Source organism: Pseudomonas sp. 3-2 (assembly GCF_019710535.1).
Lineage (GTDB): Bacteria > Pseudomonadota > Gammaproteobacteria > Pseudomonadales > Pseudomonadaceae > Aquipseudomonas > Aquipseudomonas pharyngis.
The window spans coordinates 4,102,746-4,118,302 of record NZ_CP081200.1; the positions used below are offsets into that span (position 1 = coordinate 4,102,746).

General features: G+C 60.1%; 15 protein-coding genes. 8 read left to right on the forward strand and 7 right to left on the reverse strand.

Going from position 1 to position 15,557, the window contains the following annotated elements; genetic code table 11:
• Positions 1-7: 7 nt before the first annotated feature.
• The 7 genes from nuoN to K3819_RS18530 all read left to right on the forward strand — a co-directional run bounded on the left by nuoN (position 8) and on the right by K3819_RS18530 (position 6,151).
• Positions 8-1,471, forward strand: a complete 1,464-nt coding sequence (gene nuoN, locus K3819_RS18505; protein WP_064597748.1) for an NADH-quinone oxidoreductase subunit NuoN — start codon at positions 8-10, stop codon at positions 1,469-1,471.
• A gap of 490 nt (positions 1,472-1,961) precedes the next feature.
• Positions 1,962-2,090, forward strand: coding sequence for a hypothetical protein (locus K3819_RS29500; protein WP_256574470.1), 129 nt, complete (start codon positions 1,962-1,964; stop codon positions 2,088-2,090).
• A gap of 50 nt (positions 2,091-2,140) precedes the next feature.
• The gene (locus K3819_RS18510) at positions 2,141-3,364 is read left to right on the forward strand and encodes a YcaO-like family protein (RefSeq protein ID WP_221397667.1); all 1,224 of its coding nucleotides are present in this window, start codon (positions 2,141-2,143) and stop codon (positions 3,362-3,364) included.
• Entirely contained in the window at positions 3,361-4,311 is a 951-nt protein-coding gene (locus tag K3819_RS18515; RefSeq protein ID WP_221397668.1) for a trans-aconitate 2-methyltransferase, read from the forward strand. Before K3819_RS18510 ends, K3819_RS18515 begins: the two co-directional genes overlap by 4 nt.
• Complete coding sequence (locus K3819_RS18520; protein ID WP_221397669.1) at positions 4,308-5,186, forward strand: alpha/beta fold hydrolase; 879 nt, start codon at positions 4,308-4,310, stop codon at positions 5,184-5,186. Before K3819_RS18515 ends, K3819_RS18520 begins: the two co-directional genes overlap by 4 nt.
• Positions 5,187-5,483: 297 nt before the next feature.
• Positions 5,484-5,777 carry a type II toxin-antitoxin system Phd/YefM family antitoxin gene (locus tag K3819_RS18525; RefSeq protein WP_409348308.1) on the forward strand — a complete coding sequence of 98 codons (294 nt, stop codon included), beginning with the start codon at positions 5,484-5,486 and terminating at the stop codon, positions 5,775-5,777.
• Entirely contained in the window at positions 5,774-6,151 is a 378-nt protein-coding gene (locus tag K3819_RS18530) for a type II toxin-antitoxin system VapC family toxin (RefSeq protein ID WP_221397670.1), read from the forward strand. Before K3819_RS18525 ends, K3819_RS18530 begins: the two co-directional genes overlap by 4 nt.
• 55 nt (positions 6,152-6,206) lie before the next feature.
• Here K3819_RS18530 and K3819_RS18535 read toward each other — a convergent pair whose 3' ends face one another.
• From K3819_RS18535 to K3819_RS18560, 6 genes are read right to left on the reverse strand one after another with little or no spacing between them, the layout of a single operon-like run.
• Positions 6,207-7,949, reverse strand: coding sequence for an ABC transporter substrate-binding protein (locus K3819_RS18535; RefSeq protein ID WP_007951484.1), 1,743 nt, complete (start codon positions 7,947-7,949; stop codon positions 6,207-6,209).
• Positions 7,950-7,996: 47 nt separating this feature from the next.
• Positions 7,997-8,269, reverse strand: a complete 273-nt coding sequence (locus K3819_RS18540; protein ID WP_039767461.1) for a DUF2160 domain-containing protein — start codon at positions 8,267-8,269, stop codon at positions 7,997-7,999.
• Positions 8,270-8,279: 10 nt separating this feature from the next.
• A complete protein-coding gene (locus tag K3819_RS18545) occupies positions 8,280-9,080 on the reverse strand; it encodes a carbohydrate ABC transporter permease (RefSeq protein ID WP_007951486.1) in 801 nt (266 codons plus the stop codon).
• Positions 9,081-9,089: 9 nt separating this feature from the next.
• Positions 9,090-9,956 carry a carbohydrate ABC transporter permease gene (locus tag K3819_RS18550; protein WP_007951487.1) on the reverse strand — a complete coding sequence of 289 codons (867 nt, stop codon included), beginning with the start codon at positions 9,954-9,956 and terminating at the stop codon, positions 9,090-9,092.
• Complete coding sequence (locus K3819_RS18555) at positions 9,953-11,065, reverse strand: ABC transporter ATP-binding protein (RefSeq protein WP_085699085.1); 1,113 nt, start codon at positions 11,063-11,065, stop codon at positions 9,953-9,955. Before K3819_RS18555 ends, K3819_RS18550 begins: the two co-directional genes overlap by 4 nt.
• The gene (locus K3819_RS18560; RefSeq protein WP_221397671.1) at positions 11,065-12,159 is read right to left on the reverse strand and encodes an ABC transporter ATP-binding protein; all 1,095 of its coding nucleotides are present in this window, start codon (positions 12,157-12,159) and stop codon (positions 11,065-11,067) included. Before K3819_RS18560 ends, K3819_RS18555 begins: the two co-directional genes overlap by 1 nt.
• A gap of 270 nt (positions 12,160-12,429) precedes the next feature.
• Here K3819_RS18560 and K3819_RS18565 point away from each other — a divergent pair, with 270 nt between their 5' ends.
• The gene (locus K3819_RS18565; protein WP_221397672.1) at positions 12,430-14,310 is read left to right on the forward strand and encodes a sigma-54-dependent Fis family transcriptional regulator; all 1,881 of its coding nucleotides are present in this window, start codon (positions 12,430-12,432) and stop codon (positions 14,308-14,310) included.
• Between the two features lie 16 nt (positions 14,311-14,326).
• Here K3819_RS18565 and K3819_RS18570 read toward each other — a convergent pair whose 3' ends face one another.
• Complete coding sequence (locus K3819_RS18570; RefSeq protein WP_085612672.1) at positions 14,327-15,538, reverse strand: MFS transporter; 1,212 nt, start codon at positions 15,536-15,538, stop codon at positions 14,327-14,329.
• Between the last annotated feature and the right edge of the window lie 19 nt (positions 15,539-15,557).

Sequence of the window (15,557 nt, forward strand, 5' to 3'; positions counted from 1 at the left end):
GAGCGCTATGGAATTCACGATTCAACACTTTATTGCGCTAGCGCCACTGTTGATCACCAGCCTCACCATTATCGTGGTGATGCTGGCAATCGCCTGGCGCCGCAACCACTCGCAGACCTTCCTGATTTCGGTGGCGGGTCTGAACCTGGCCTTGCTGTCGATCCTGCCGGCCCTGAAAGTCGCGCCTCTGGCCGTGACTCCATTGCTGCAGATCGACACCTTTGCCTGCCTGTACATGGCGCTGATCCTGGTCGCCACCCTCGCTTGCGTCACCCTCGCTCACGCCTACCTCGGCGATGGCGGTTCGGGTTACCCGGGCAACCGTGAAGAACTGTACCTGCTGATCCTGATGGCCGCCGCCGGTGGCCTGGTTCTGGTCAGCGCGCAGCACCTGGCCGGGTTGTTCATCGGTCTGGAACTGCTGTCGGTGCCGGTCTACGGTCTGGTGGCCTACGCCTTCTTCAACAAGCGTTCGCTGGAAGCCGGCATCAAGTACATGGTGCTGTCGGCCGCCGGTTCCGCGTTCCTGCTGTTCGGTATGGCGCTGCTGTACGCCGACTCGGGTTCGCTGAGTTTCGTCGGTATCGGTCAAGCCCTGGCCGCGACCGGTCTGCCAAGCTCGCTGGCGCAACTGGGCCTGGGCATGATGCTGATCGGTCTGGCGTTCAAGCTGTCGCTGGTACCGTTCCACCTGTGGACGCCGGACGTGTACGAAGGTGCTCCGGCACCGGTAGCCGCGTTCCTCGCCACCGCGTCGAAAGTGGCCGTGTTCGCGGTCATGGTTCGTTTGTTCCAGATCTCCCCTGCCGCAAGCAGTGGCGTTCTGAGCAACGTGCTGACCATCATCGCCATCGCTTCGATCCTGTTCGGTAACCTGCTGGCCCTGACCCAGAGCAACCTCAAGCGTCTGCTCGGTTACTCGTCCATCGCGCACTTCGGCTACCTGCTGATCGCACTGGTGGCGAGCAAGGGTCTGGCGGTGGAAGCCATCGGCGTGTATCTGGTCACCTACGTGATCACCAGCCTCGGCGCCTTCGGCGTGATCACCCTGATGTCCTCCCCGTACAACGGCCGTGACGCAGACGCGCTGTACGAGTACCGCGGCCTGTTCTGGCGCCGTCCGTACCTGACCGCCGTACTGACCGTGATGATGCTGTCCCTGGCCGGTATCCCGCTGACCGCTGGCTTCATCGGCAAGTTCTACATCATCGCCACCGGTGTCGAGTCGCACCAATGGTGGTTGGTCGGTTCCCTGGTCCTGGGCAGCGCCATCGGCGTGTTCTACTACCTGCGCGTGATGGTCACCCTGTACCTGATCGAACCGAACCTGCGCCGCCACGACGCCCAACTGCACTGGGAACAGAAAGCAGGCGGCGTGATGCTGCTGGCGATTGCCGTCCTGGCGTTCTTCCTCGGCCTGTACCCACAACCGTTGCTGACCCTGGTTCAGCAATCGGGCCTGGCGGGCTGATCGTTTAGCGATCGTTGGCTACAAACAGAAACGGCACCTTCGGGTGCCGTTTTTGCTTCTGGGCGAGCATTCCGAGTTCCCCCCTGCCAGTCCTGCTTGAACGCCAGAAAGCTTGCGCCGATTGTGCGGTACTTTGCCAAACCTCATAGGAAAACTCACCGCATAACTGTTCCATAAGTCCACGTAAATCCTTCAGTACGAATTTGCGTCATCCCCGCGATGAAACATCTGACAACGGCAGGAAACAGAACGTCTCAGAACGCAGATTCCTTTCGCCTGACTCGACCGTTATCACGCCGTTCGATGCTCTCAGAAGCGCCCCGCCTGGTGATTCCGGCACGTCAATTCACGTTTTATCAGTACGTATTTCGACACCGCTGAAACTCGCGGCTGGAAACGTCTGGACATTTTTGACCCCGCCCTCACCGCCCTTTTAGATTCGGCTCGTGCTTGCAACAGCACTCCCAAACAACAACCAAGGAGCAACATCATGGGCTACATGGGCAGCTGGAACGCAAACCCTATCGATGAACTGGAAGAGCAGGAAGCGCCCTCTCCAGAGCAGATCGAAGCGCTGCAACTGACCGAGGAAGAACAGGCGGAACTCAACGCCGAGTGACAGAACCCGCGGGGGCCTTGCGCCCTCGCGGGCTTTCCAGGAAGGAAATCATGGACAAGACAACGTTGGCCGAGCGTGAGCTCACGGCCGATCAGGCAGAACGGCGTATTCACACCGAACTTTCACGCCTGGGCCTCACACCGCACACCCGCACCCTCGGCAGCAAAGTGGTTGCCGTTCAGGCGAGTCTTCATGGCGGCGACAACCGTCATGCCCGTGGCTCCGGCAAGGGTTATGCGGATCAGGCGCACCTGGGCGCGCTCTATGAAGCGCTCGAGCATTACTGGACGGATGAGCTCTGTACCTACGATGTTCACCACGAAACGGAACGCTATTTTAAAGACACACCAATGTTTGCCGATGACTCGCTTCTGCACAGACTCACTTGCCAGCAAAACGTGCACATCACCTGCCGGACCTATGTCTGTCCGCCGTGGCATGACCGGTTTTCCTATCCGGTGGCGCTGACTTCGCCGAACGGCTCACGTTTACCCTCGTCACCGGGCATGGCGGACTACCGCGCCGTGCGGCGTTACGCCAGCAACAGCGGCACCGCGATTGGCGCCACTTACAACGAAGCGATGCTGCACGCCGCCAACGAATGCATTGAGCGCGACGCCGTGTCGTTGTTTCTGCTCAACCATTTTTACTACCAGAACCATCCGCCACTGCGACGGGTGGCGCGCGTTGATGGCAGTGACGACCTAAGTCGTCTGTGGGCCGATGCCGAACAGGAAATCGACGGCGAAATCGTGCTGGTGGATATCAGCACCGAATTCATGACCCGGACCTTTCTGGCGTTCACGACGAAACCGGGCCCTCACCCACAGATATTCGGCAGTGGCAGCTCTCTCGACCCGCGCCACGCGGCGTGGCGGGCACTCACTGAACTGGTGCAGTTGCAACTGAGTGCCGCCGAACCCGAATACCGCCAGACGCTGGCCAATGCGCTGCGCAACCTGCAACCGTTCCCGCGCCTGCTGCGCTGTGCGCAGTTCGATCCGCAGACGCTGCTGCATCACTGCGTTCAACACGAGGAGAGACTGCCGGATTCCGCCAAAGACCTGTCGGTGCAAAATCAACTGCACCTGCTGATTCAAGACCTGCGGATTCATGGCCGTACGCTGGGTGCAGCGGTCCTGCAGCGAACCGAGCTCGGCACGACCCTGCTCAATGTGGTGATCCCCGGACTGGAACGCTTCTTCGTGGTCTGCAGCGGTAACGTCGTCCTCCCGCAAGCCCGGGGCCGTACGCTGGAGAGGCCCGCCCCATGAGCCGACCCGATCGCAACCGGGAGCTGACACTGGCCCGATCCATGCGCCTTTACCTCAACGAGAACGGCGCTGTTGGCCACTTCCTCGAACCGCGAGGCAGCGGACTGCATCACATTTTTTTCCTGCGGGTGAACGATGAGCTCTGGGTCGGCCGCAAGCTCCTGCAACGTGACCGGCATTTTCGATGGCAGGCCAGCAGCTCGCTCAAACCCGACATGTTGTTTGGCCCGCATCTGCATGCATTGTGGGGGGATGACGGGTTGTCAATCGGCTATCGGACGGTCTCCCCCGCCGACAAAGCGCAGTTCTTCGAGCACGCCTTGCATCAGGCTGACAGCGAGATCCTGTTTCCCTTCCCGCTGCTGGATGAGGCGGGCCGGGAAGCGGTCTGCCCGGCAGAGTTCTGGCAAGGCAACGAATCACTGGCCGAACAGCTGAACACCGACGAACACCACCTGCGCGAATACTGCGCCGGGCTGCTCCAGGCCATCACAGAAAAAGGCGCACTGGTTTACGACCCGGCTTGTTCAACGGGCGCGTTCATCGCCCATCTCGCCCGTGCCCTGCCCGACTGTCTTTGCCTGGGCAGTGACCGTTCGGCCTCGATGATCGAACATGCCAGGCGATGGCACAGCGCAACCTCCGTCGAGTTCGATGTGCTGGAGGCGAGTGAAGCCTTCGATACCGGGATTCGCTGCGATGTCTTGATCCTGCGTTTCCTCAACGCCGAAGTCTTGACCCGCCGAGCGGCCCAAACCGCATTCGAGTCGCTGATCCGCTGCGTCAAGCCCGGCGGCACGATCCTCGTTTTCGGTCACACCCCGGTGCTGATCCCGGTCACCTGGCTTGCCTCCACCCACCACCTGAAACTTGAATCCAGCGTCGCGGCACGGCCTGGGCAGGTCGAGCTGTTCCAGTTCTATCGTCTGACGGTTCAGGCGTCATGACCTTCTCCCTGCACAGCCGAGGTTATTACCCGACCGGCGACGGCCATCAACTCTATTGGGAACGGCATGGTGTTCCGGGACACGAACCGGTGTTTTTCCTCCATGGCGGCCCCGGCGGACGTATCAGTCGTCACCATCTGCAGTTTTTCGACCTGGGCCGGTTCGACATCATCCTGTTTGACCAACGAGGTTGCGGGCGCTCGACGCCTTACGGCGAGCTGCGGGACAACAGCACCGCGCCGTGTGTCGAAGACATCGATGCCCTGCGCCAGCATTTCGGCTTCGAAAAAATCAGCGTGCTGGGCGTGTCATGGGGTAGCTGGCTGGCGATTCAGTACCAGCAGCGTTACCCGCAGCACCTGCTGAAAACCACGCTGGTTTCGGTATTCGTGCCGTTTGCCGACAATGTCCGGGCTTACGATCAGGCGCTCAATGACGGGCTGACGCAATCGCCAGAATCATCGCCCGGCCAACACGCCAGGAACATCTACCGGATCCTCGGCGAAGGCTGTCCATCGCAGCAACACCGCGCCGCCATCGAATGGTTGAACGCTGTTCTACGTCGCACAGGGCAGACGATTTGCCGCGCCACACTGGAGCGCTTCGTCGATCGGGAAGCGGTGCTCGCGATCCGCCTCGAACTGCATTACCACCTGCACAACTATTTCTTCACACCAAAGGACGAATACCTGACCCTCGACGACAACACCCTGCTGATCCAGGGCATCCACGACACCCATGGCATGGCCAGCGTGCGCTGGCTCAGGCAACGCATGAACATCCACTGCCGACTGCTGCATGCCGGGCACAACGCCTTTGAAAACGCCATCCTCAAAGCGGTGCGTCGGGCGGTGAAACGTGAAATCGAAAGGTGAGCGTTATATGGCCGTAGGATTTTTTTCCGTTACTGGCCCGTCCCGCCGGGAACACAGAAAGCTCTCTCCAGAATGCCCGTCTCGTCCTACAGCCACGCCAGGAAACAAGACGTTATCTTGGGTCACGGTTTACCAAGCGGCTGAGGCCAGAACGGACAATGAAACGTGAAATCTTTTTTGAGCTGGTGAGCAGCTTCGATTCATCGGTGGTCGAGCGACGGAGCAAAGTCATGCAATTTCCCTATATAGCGCGGCGTGCAGGTTTGCCCCTCACCTGCACAGAACAAATCCGGGACTTTGCCGCCCCCCCTTGATTCTGGCTATATTTGTCCAGAATATGAGGAAGACATGATGATCATCGTTCCGTTGGCCGAAGCCAAAAACAATCTATCCAGACTCGTCGATGAGGCCGCCTCGGGGCAAATCATCACAATTGCCAAACATGGGCGTGCACTCGCTCGTCTGGTTCCTGTCACCAACGCTCACGGTCCGCGCATAGGTGCGATGAAGGGCAAACTCGTGCTCCCCGAAAACTTCGACGCGCCACTACCGGATGACATGCTCGACGCGTTTGAGGGTGGCCAGTCATGAGGGTATTGCTCGACACCCACATTCTGCTCTGGACGCTTTCAGACGATTCCAGACTCTCCGCAAAAGCCAGAAAACTGATTGAGAACGCCACCGAAATCTACATCAGCGCTGCGACCTACTGGGAGATAGCGATCAAGGTCGGGCTCGGCAAGTTGAATGTTGATCTCGAAGAGATAAGGCAATACAGCCTCGACAGCGGTTTTATCGAACTCCCAGTGACCTCAGAACACGCCATTGCCGTAAAGGAGCTTGAACACCACCATCGCGATCCATTCGATCGGCTTATTGTTGCAACCGCCATGATTGAGCCGATGAAGCTGCTAACCGCCGATCCCCTGGTGGCTCAGTACACAGATCTGGCTGTTCTGGTCTGAATCCCGCACAAAGAAAAACGGCACCCGAAGGTGCCGTCCCATTCCTCAAAAACCCTTACTTGCGTGCCGCCTCCCACGACTTGAGCAGTTCGTTGTAGCTCACGGTTTCGCCTTTCGGCTTCTCGTTGGCCAGCTTCGGTTTGGGTGCGCCCGGCTGGTCGAACCAGTATTGCGCGTCGCGCTCGGGGTTCATTTTCGGTGCGCACACCGCTTGGGCCTTGGAGCGTTCCAGACGGGTCATGATCGCGTCCTGATCCTTGGCCAGACCGTCGAGGGCCTGTTGCGGGGTCTTCTCACCGCTGGCGGCCTCGGCGATGTGGCTCCACCACAGTTGCGCCAGGCGTGGATAATCCGGCACGTTGGTGCCGGTCGGCGTCCATTGCACACGGGCCGGGCTGCGGTAGAACTCGACCAGACCACCGAGTTTCGGTGCCAGATCGGTCATCGCTTGCGAGTTGATATCCGACTCGCGAATCGGCGTCAGGCCGACGATGGTTTTCTTCAGCGACACGGTTTTCGAGGTCACGAACTGCGCATACAGCCAGGCCGCGAGTTTCTGTTTCTCAGGCGTGGATTTCATGAAAGTCCACGAGCCCACGTCCTGATAACCGAGCTTCATCCCCTCTTCCCAGTACGGCCCGCGCGGCGACGGCGCCATGCGCCATTTCGGCGTGCCGTCGGCGTTGACCACCGGCAGACCCGGCTTGGTCATGTCGGCGGTGAAGGCCGTGTACCAGAAGATCTGCTGGGCGATGTTGCCTTGGGACGGCACCGGGCCGGATTCGGAGAAGGTCATGCCCGCCGCTTCCGGTGGCGCGTACTTCTTCAGCCAGTCGACGTATTTGGTGGTGGCGAACACCGCCGCCGGTCCGTTGGTGTCGCCGCCGCGGGTCACGCTGGAACCGACCGGGTGGCAATCCTCGACGCGAATCCCCCACTCGTCCACCGGCAAACCGTTGGGAATGCCCTTGTCGCCGCCACCGGCCATGGAGAACCAGGCATCGGTGAAGCGCCAGCCCAGGGACGGGTCTTTCTTGCCGTAGTCCATGTGCCCGTAGATGCGCTTGCCGTCGATTTCCTTGACGTCTTCGCTGAAGAACTTGGCGATGTCTTCATAGGCCGACCAGTTCACCGGCACGCCCAGTTCATAGCCGTACTTTTCCTTGAACTTGGCTTTCAGGTCGGCGCGTTCGAACCAGTCGGCGCGGAACCAGTAAAGGTTGGCGAACTGCTGGTCGGGCAATTGATAGATCTTGCCGTCCGGCGCAGTGGTAAAGGAGATGCCGATGAAGTCCTTGATGTCGAGGGTCGGCGAGGTGAAGTTCTTGCCTTCGTTGGCCATCAGGTCGGTGATCGATTCGGTCTTGCCGTAGCGAAAGTGCGTACCGATCAGGTCCGAGTCGTTGACCCAGCCGTCGTAGATGTTCTTGTCCGACTGCATCACCGTCTGCATTTTTTCCACCACGTCGCCTTCCTGCAGCAGGTCGTGGGTCAGCTTGATGCCGGTGATTTCGCTGAAGGCCTTGGCCAGCACCTTGGATTCATATTCGTGAGTGGTCAGGGTTTCCGAGACAACCTTGATGTCCATCCCGCGGAACGGCTCGGCCGCCTTGATGAACCACTTCAGTTCTTCGAGCTGCTGCTCGGCCGTCAGGGTCGACGGCTTGAACTCGCTGCCGATCCATTTTTTTGCGGCATCTTCGTAGGCGTCGGCCCAGGCGGACGCGCTCAAACCGCTGAGTGCCAGCATGGCTGCCAATGAAATGCTATGTCGCAGCTTATTTTTCTTATCGAACATAGAGACCTCCTGTTAGGTTTTCGGAGCACGATTGCCGAGCGATTCGACTAGCCCCAACGCATCACAGCCAACAGCCACACCAGGGACAACGCGGACGCTACCCAGATGCTCCAGTCGGTCACGCCGATTACCAGCAGATGCAGGTAGGCGCTGCCGAGAAGACCGATGAACAAGCGATCGCCACGGGTGGTGGCAATCGGCAGAAACCCTCGCCGCAAAATGCTCGGCGAGCGCAGTTCCCAGGTGGTCATGCCCACCAGGATCAAACCAATCACGATGAAAAACGCCGCCGTCGGGACGGTCCAGCTCATCCATTCCATCATCAGTTCCTCAGACCCGGCCCAGGGCAAAGCCCTTGGCCACGTGGTTGCGAACGAACCAGATCACCAGCATGCCGGGGAGAATAGTCAACACCCCCGCTGCCGCCAGTACGCCCCAGTCAATCCCGGATGCCGACACCGTGCGCGTCATCACCGCCGCGATCGGTTTGGCGTTCACCGAAGTCAGCGTGCGCGCCAGCAGCAGTTCGACCCAGGAAAACATGAAGCAGAAAAACGCCGTCACACCGATGCCGGAGCCGATCAGCGGAATGAAGATCTTCACGAAGAACTTGGGAAAACTGTAGCCGTCGATGTAGGCGGTTTCGTCGATTTCCTTTGGCACCCCGGACATGAAACCTTCGAGGATCCACACCGCCAGCGGCACGTTGAACAGGCAGTGCGCCAGCGCCACGGCGATGTGGGTGTCGAACAGGCCGATCGACGAATACAGCTGGAAGAACGGCAGCAGGAACACCGCCGGTGGCGCCATGCGGTTGGTCAGCAGCCAGAAGAAGAGGTGCTTGTCGCCGAGAAAGCGGTAGCGTGAAAACGCGTAGGCCGCCGGCAGTGCCACGGTCAAAGAGATGATCGTGTTCAGACTGACGTAGTACAGCGAGTTGATATAGCCGGTATACCAGCTCGGGTCGGTGAAGATCACCTTGTAGTTCGCCAGCGTGAAATCCTGTGGGAAAAGAGTCAGTCCGCCGAGGATTTCGGTGTTGCTCTTGAAAGACATGTTCAGCAGCCAGTAGATCGGCACCAGCAGGAACAGGATGTAGAGCAGCAGTGGGATCAGCTTTCTTTTGCTCATGGCCGGGCCTCAGCGGTTGGCATCGTTGTGGGTCATGGCGGTGTAGAACAGCCAGGACACCAGCAGGATGATCAGGAAGTACACCAGCGAGAATGCCGCCGCCGGCCCCAGGTCGAATTGGCCTACGGCCATCTGGGTCAAGGTCTGACTCAGGAAGGTCGTCGAGTTACCCGGCCCGCCACCGGTGAGCACGAACGGTTCGGTGTAGATCATGAAGCTGTCCATGAAGCGCAGCATCACCGCGATCAGCAGCACGCTTTTCAACTTGGGCAACTGAATGTGCCGGAACACGGCCCAGGCCGAGGCCCGGTCGATGCGCGCAGCCTGGTAATACACATCGGGAATCGCCCGCAGGCCGGAGAAACACAGCAGCGCCACCAGCGAAGTCCAGTGCCAGACGTCCATCACCAGCACGGTGACCCAGGCGTCCATGGTGTTGGCCGCGTAGTTGTAGCTGATGCCCATGGCGTTGAGGCTCGACCCGAGCAGGCCGATGTCGGCGCGGCCGAAAATCTGCCAGATGGTGCCGACCACGTTCCATGGAATCAGCAACGGGATCGCCAGCACGATCAGCACCACCGACGACCAGCGACCCTTGGTCGGCATGGTCAGGGCAATGGCGATCCCGAGGGGGATTTCGATCAGCAGCACACACGCCGAGTAGATGAACTGGCGCAGCAACGAGTCGTGCAGACGCGGATCGAGCAGCACCTGCTTGTACCAGTCGGCGCCGACGAAGTAGCGGCTGGACTGGTCGAAAATGTCCTGCACCGAATAGTTGACCACGGTCATCATCGGGATCACGGCACTGAAGGCCACCAGCAGGAACACCGGCAACACCAGCCACCAGGCTTTGTTGTTCTGCACCTTGTTCATGGCTGTACCTCGCTGTCGGTGGCATCCAGCAGAAACTCGTCGGCATAGACCATCAGCCACTGCGCCGGAAAACTGATGTACGCCGTGCCCTGGGGCACCGGTTTGTCCTCGGCCAGACGCACTTTCAGCGGTGCGCCGTCCAGATCCAGGGTCATGATCTTGTAGGTGCCGAGGTCTTCGACGTGTACGACCCGCGCCTGCATCGCGTCATCGAACGGCTCGTCCCACACATGGATGAACTCGGGACGGATGCCGACCTTCAGATTTTTCCACTGGCCGTGTTCGATATGGCGCTGCAAGGCGTCGGACAGCGGCAGATGGGTCGAGTTGAAGCCGACTCCGCCCGGTTGCGGCTGCACTTCGATCAGGTTCATCCCCGGGCTGCCGATGAAGTAGCCGACAAAGGTGTGGCTCGGCCGCTCGAACAGTTCCCGTGGGGTGCCGAACTGGACGATCTGGCCGCCGTACATCACCGCGATCTTGTCGGCGAAGGTCGAGGCCTCCAGCTGATCGTGAGTGACGTAGACCATGGTGATGTTGAACTGCTCGTGGATCTGCTTGAGCTTGCGCCGCAGTTTCCATTTCAGGTGCGGGTCGATCACCGTCAGCGGCTCGTCGAACAGAATCGCCGAGACGTCATCGCGCACCAGGCCACGGCCCATGGAGACTTTCTGTTTTTCGTCGGCGGTGAGGTTGCGCGCCTTTTTGCTCAACAGGTTTTGCAGATCGAGGACTTCGGCGATTTCCTGCACCTTGCTGTGCACTTTCGCCTCGGCCAGGCCCTGATTGCGCAGGGGAAAGGCCAGGTTGTCGAACACGGTCATGGTGTCGTACACCACCGGGAACTGGAACACCTGGGCGATGTTGCGCTTCTCCGGCGTCAGGTCGTTGACCGCTTTGCCATCGAACAGCACATGGCCCTGGGACGGACTGAGCAGGCCGGAAATGATGTTGAGCAACGTCGATTTGCCGCAACCCGAAGGGCCGAGCAAGGCATAGGCGCCGCCCTGCTCCCAGATGTGGTCCATCTCGCGGATCGCATAGTCCTCGGGCCCGCTCGGGGTTTTACTGTAGCTGTGGGCGAGGTGCTGCAAACGGATTTCGGCCATCAGGCAACCCTCGCGACGCGCCGGCCCGGTGCCTGCACCAGACGGCCCTGCGCATCGAACACAAACAGTTTATGGGTCGGGATATAGATGCGGATCGGCGCATCGACGTCGTATTCGTGAACCCCCGGCAAATGCAGCACCAGCAGGAAATGCTCGTTGCGCACGTGGAGGAAGGTTTCCGAACCGCTGATTTCCGCCACCTCGACGGTCACCGCCAGTTCCAGGTCGTCATCGTTGCTCGGCACCAGCGAGATGTGGCTCGGGCGCACGCCAAAACGAAACTCGCCCTCGCCCACCGGCCGCAGGTCGACGTTCAACGGGAAGTGCACGAAGTTGGCGAAACTCACTTCGTTACCGGCGATGTGCCCCGGCATCAGGTTGATCGGCGGCTCGGAGAACAATTCAGCCGCCAGCACCGTTTGCGGCTGGTGATAGACCTCGGTCGACGGGCCGCTCTGGATCACCCGGCCTTCATGAAGAATGGTGGTGGTGCCGCCCAGCGCCAGCGCTTCATTGGGCTCGGTGGTCGCGTAAATCGCGATGGTGTGGCGCGCCTTGAACAGCTCGCGCATTTCCTGGCGCAGTTCTTCGCGCAGCTTGTAGTCGAGGTTGACCAGCGGCTCGTCGAACAGGATCAGCTCGGCATCCTTGACCAGCGCCCGGGCCATCGCGGTGCGCTGTTGCTGGCCGCCGGACAGTTCCAGCGGATAGCGCTTGAGAAACTTCTCGATGCGCAGCATCTTCGCGGTTTCCTGCACCTTGCTCTGAATCTGCTCATTGGAGATCCCGGCCTGGCGCAGCGGCGAGGCGATGTTCTCGAACACCGTCATGGTCGGGTAATTGATGAACTGCTGATAGACCATCGACACGTTGCGCAAACGCACCGGGCGCTGGGTGACGTCGACGCCGTTCATCAGGATGCGGCCGCTGTCGGGCTTGTCCAGACCGGCCATCAGGCGCATCAGACTGGTCTTGCCGGACAGCGTGCGTCCGAGCAAAACGTTGAAAGATCCAGGTTCGAATTTCAGGCTCGCATCGTCGATCCAGGTCTGGCCCTCGACGGTACGGCAGACGTGCTCCAGGGTGAGTGACATGGCTCGGCCTTTTTATTATTGGAGTCAAGCGACCTGTCCTGTAGAGCGACATTCGTGCCAGAAACGGCAAGCTGTTGATTTACCGCCAGATTCGCTGAAAGCCACGCAAACCGTGGTTCGTAGCTGAACACAAGTGAACAGTCGCGACTGAACAATTGAACAGTTTGGCGATTGACAATGAACAATAGTGAACAACACTCTATGGATGCTTTTTGCTCATCGAATGAGCCATAACAAAAACAACAAAGCACCCTTCAGAGACTGCCAATCATGGCCGCACCTGCTCCGCCGCTTTCCCACGACGCCCTCGTCCAGAGTTCCTGGCAACGTTGCCGCGCGTTCGGTCTGGATCACCAAAGCGCCCCGGCCTTTGATCAGTTGCCCGCCGCCGGCATCGCGCATCTGCTCGACAGCCATCACGCGCTGGTGCAGACCACCCACCAGGAAGTCTTGCCCTACTACGAAAACATCCTCAGCAATTCCAACTGCCTGATCATGCTCGCCGACAATCAGGGCCAGGTGCTGACCTCGTGGGGCACGCAACGCTTTATCGAGCCGAGTCTGGCGCGGGGTTTTCAACCGGGAGCGAGTTGGATCGAACGCGCCAGCGGCACCAACGCCATCGGCACGGCGCTGGCCTGCGAGCAGGCGGTACACATCGAACACGATGAACACTTTCTCAAGGCCAACCGCTTCATGACCGGTTCCGCCGCGCCGATTTTCGATGCCGAGCGCAAGGTCATCGCCGTACTTGATGTGTCCAGTGACAGCTATCTGCCGCCCTCGCATACCCTCGGCATGGTCAAGATGATGAGCCAGACCGTGGAGAACCGGCTGATCCTCAACCTGTTCCATGGTCAGCACTTTCAACTGACCTTCAACACCGGGTTGAACAACCTCGACAGCCAGTGGGCCGGGCTGCTGATCTTTGATGAGAGCGGTCAGGTGCTGTCGGCCAACCGTCGGGCCGACAATCTGCTGGGTGTGCGCTTGTCGCGGGTCAGCGTTGAAAGCCTGTTCAAGGTGTCGTTGCTGGAGTTGATCAATCAGCCGGACGGTTTGCCGTTTGCCTTGCAGACTTCCGGGCGCAATCGTTTCCAGTGTTTGTTGAAGCGACCTAAACAGGCGCCGGTTCAGGCGCGAGTCTTCACTGAAACAAGAACCGCTGAAACCAGAACCGCTGAAACCAGAACCGCCGAACCGAAAGTCGCCGCACCCACGGCCATCAGCCTGAGCACATTGCACTTCGGCGACAGCCGCGTGGAAAAAGCCGTGCGCCAGGCTGAACGTCTGCTGGAAAAGGACATCCCGCTGCTGATTCACGGCGAAACCGGGGTGGGCAAGGAAGTCTTCGTCAAAGCCCTGCACCAAGCCAGCTCCCGCAGCAAACAGGCGTTCATCGCCGTCAACTGCGCGGCGATCCCCGCCGAACTGGTGGAGTCAGAGCTGTTCGGCTACGAGAAAGGCGCGTTCACCGGTGCCAACCAGAAAGGCAGCATCGGCCTGATCCGCAAGGCCGACAAGGGGACGCTTTTCCTCGATGAAATTGGCGATATGCCACTGCCAACCCAGGCCCGGCTGTTGCGGGTGTTGCAGGAGCGCTGCGTGCAACCGGTGGGCAGCAGCGAGCTGTTCCCGGTGGATCTGCGGATCATTTCCGCCACCAACCGTTCGCTCCGGGAACAGGTGCAACTGGGGCGCTTTCGCGAGGATTTGTACTACCGCATCGGCGGCCTGACCTTGGAACTACCTCCGCTTCGCGAGCGCAGCGACAAGCAGGCGCTGTTCAAACGCCTGTGGGAACAACATCGCGAGCCATCGCAGTGGGCGGGATTGAGTCGCGAGGTGCTGGAACTGTTCGAGCGGCACCCGTGGCCGGGCAATCTGCGCCAGGTCAGCAGCGTGATGCAGGTGGCGCTGGCGATGGCCGAGGAACAACCGATTCGACCCGAGCATTTGCCGGACGATTTTTTCGTCGACCTGGAGATGGAGCCCGTCGAAGTGGCCGAGCCGTTGAGCATCGACCTGAACGATGCCGAGGCGTTGAACCGGGAGTTGCAGCTGGCCGGGGGCAATATTTCCCACCTGGCGCGGCGATTGGGGGTGAGCCGCAATACGCTGTACAAGCGATTGCGGCAGCTTGAAAGCTGAGCGCCCCCATAGCAGGTCAGGCCGAAATTGCTGGTTCAACAGGCGCAGCCGATGCGGACGCCAACGTCCGCAGGCCCATCAGCACCACGACCATCATCATCAGACCTGCAGCAATCGCGACCGCGAACCCTGCCCGTGCACCAAAAGCATCAATCACCAGCCCCGCCAGCATGCCGCCGAGCGCCACGCCGATGCTGATTCCGGTGGTCATCCACGTCAGGCCTTCGGTCATCCTCGCTGCTGGGATGATGATTGTTCCCAGCTTCATGACCACAACCATGGTCGGCGCGAACGAGATGCCGGCGATAAACAGCATCGCGGTAAGGACATAAACGTCCGGTGAGAAAATCGGCAATACGCCGGTGACTGCCGTGACCAGGATCCCGATAAAGAACTGCTTTTCAATCGCCAGCGAAACCCGCAACGCGCCGAAGGTCAGGCCCGCCACCAGCGAGCCGAACGCATAGGCGGCGAGGATGAAGGTGGCGGACGCTGGCCAGCCCTGGGCATTGGCGAAGGCCACAACGGCGACATCGATCGATCCGCCAATGGCGCCCATCGCCAGCAGTGCCAGGACAATGGTGCGAACGCCGGGAATCAGCAGGGTCGAACCGCTGTTTTTCCGGTTGCCCGCCACGACTTTCGGTTCGGTCTGACGCTGCATGAGAAACGCCGTCACGCCGACGGCCAGCAACCCCACCGCCACCAGCGGCCCGGCTTCCGCGAAGAAACTTACGCTCAAACCGATCGCCAGTGGCGGGCCGATGATGTAAGCCAGTTCGGTGAGGACCGTGTCCAGCGAGAACGCGGTGTGCAGTTGTGGCTTGCCACGAAACAATTGCGTCCAGCGTGCGCGGATCATGGACGGCATGCTCGGCATCGTCCCCGCCAGTGCCGCCAGCACAAAAAACAGCGCGGCGGGCGCCCTCAGGTGCACCGCAACAATCAGCGCCAACAACATGACGATGCTGAACGCCGTGACGACGGGCAGCACGCGACTCTGGCCACGCCGATCAACCTGTTTCGAGATGCGCGGGCCGAGCAGCGCATTGGCCAGGGTAAACGTACCGGCGACTGCACCGGCCAGCCAGTAAACGCCGGTCTGCTGCACCAGCATGGTGATGATGCCGATGCCGATCATTGCCTGTGGCAGTCGGGCAATAGAGCTCGCGAGGATCAGCCCGGTCGCGCCGGGTGTCGATACCAACTCGCGATAGTGATTAGCCATGATTCCTCCCTTCCGGATT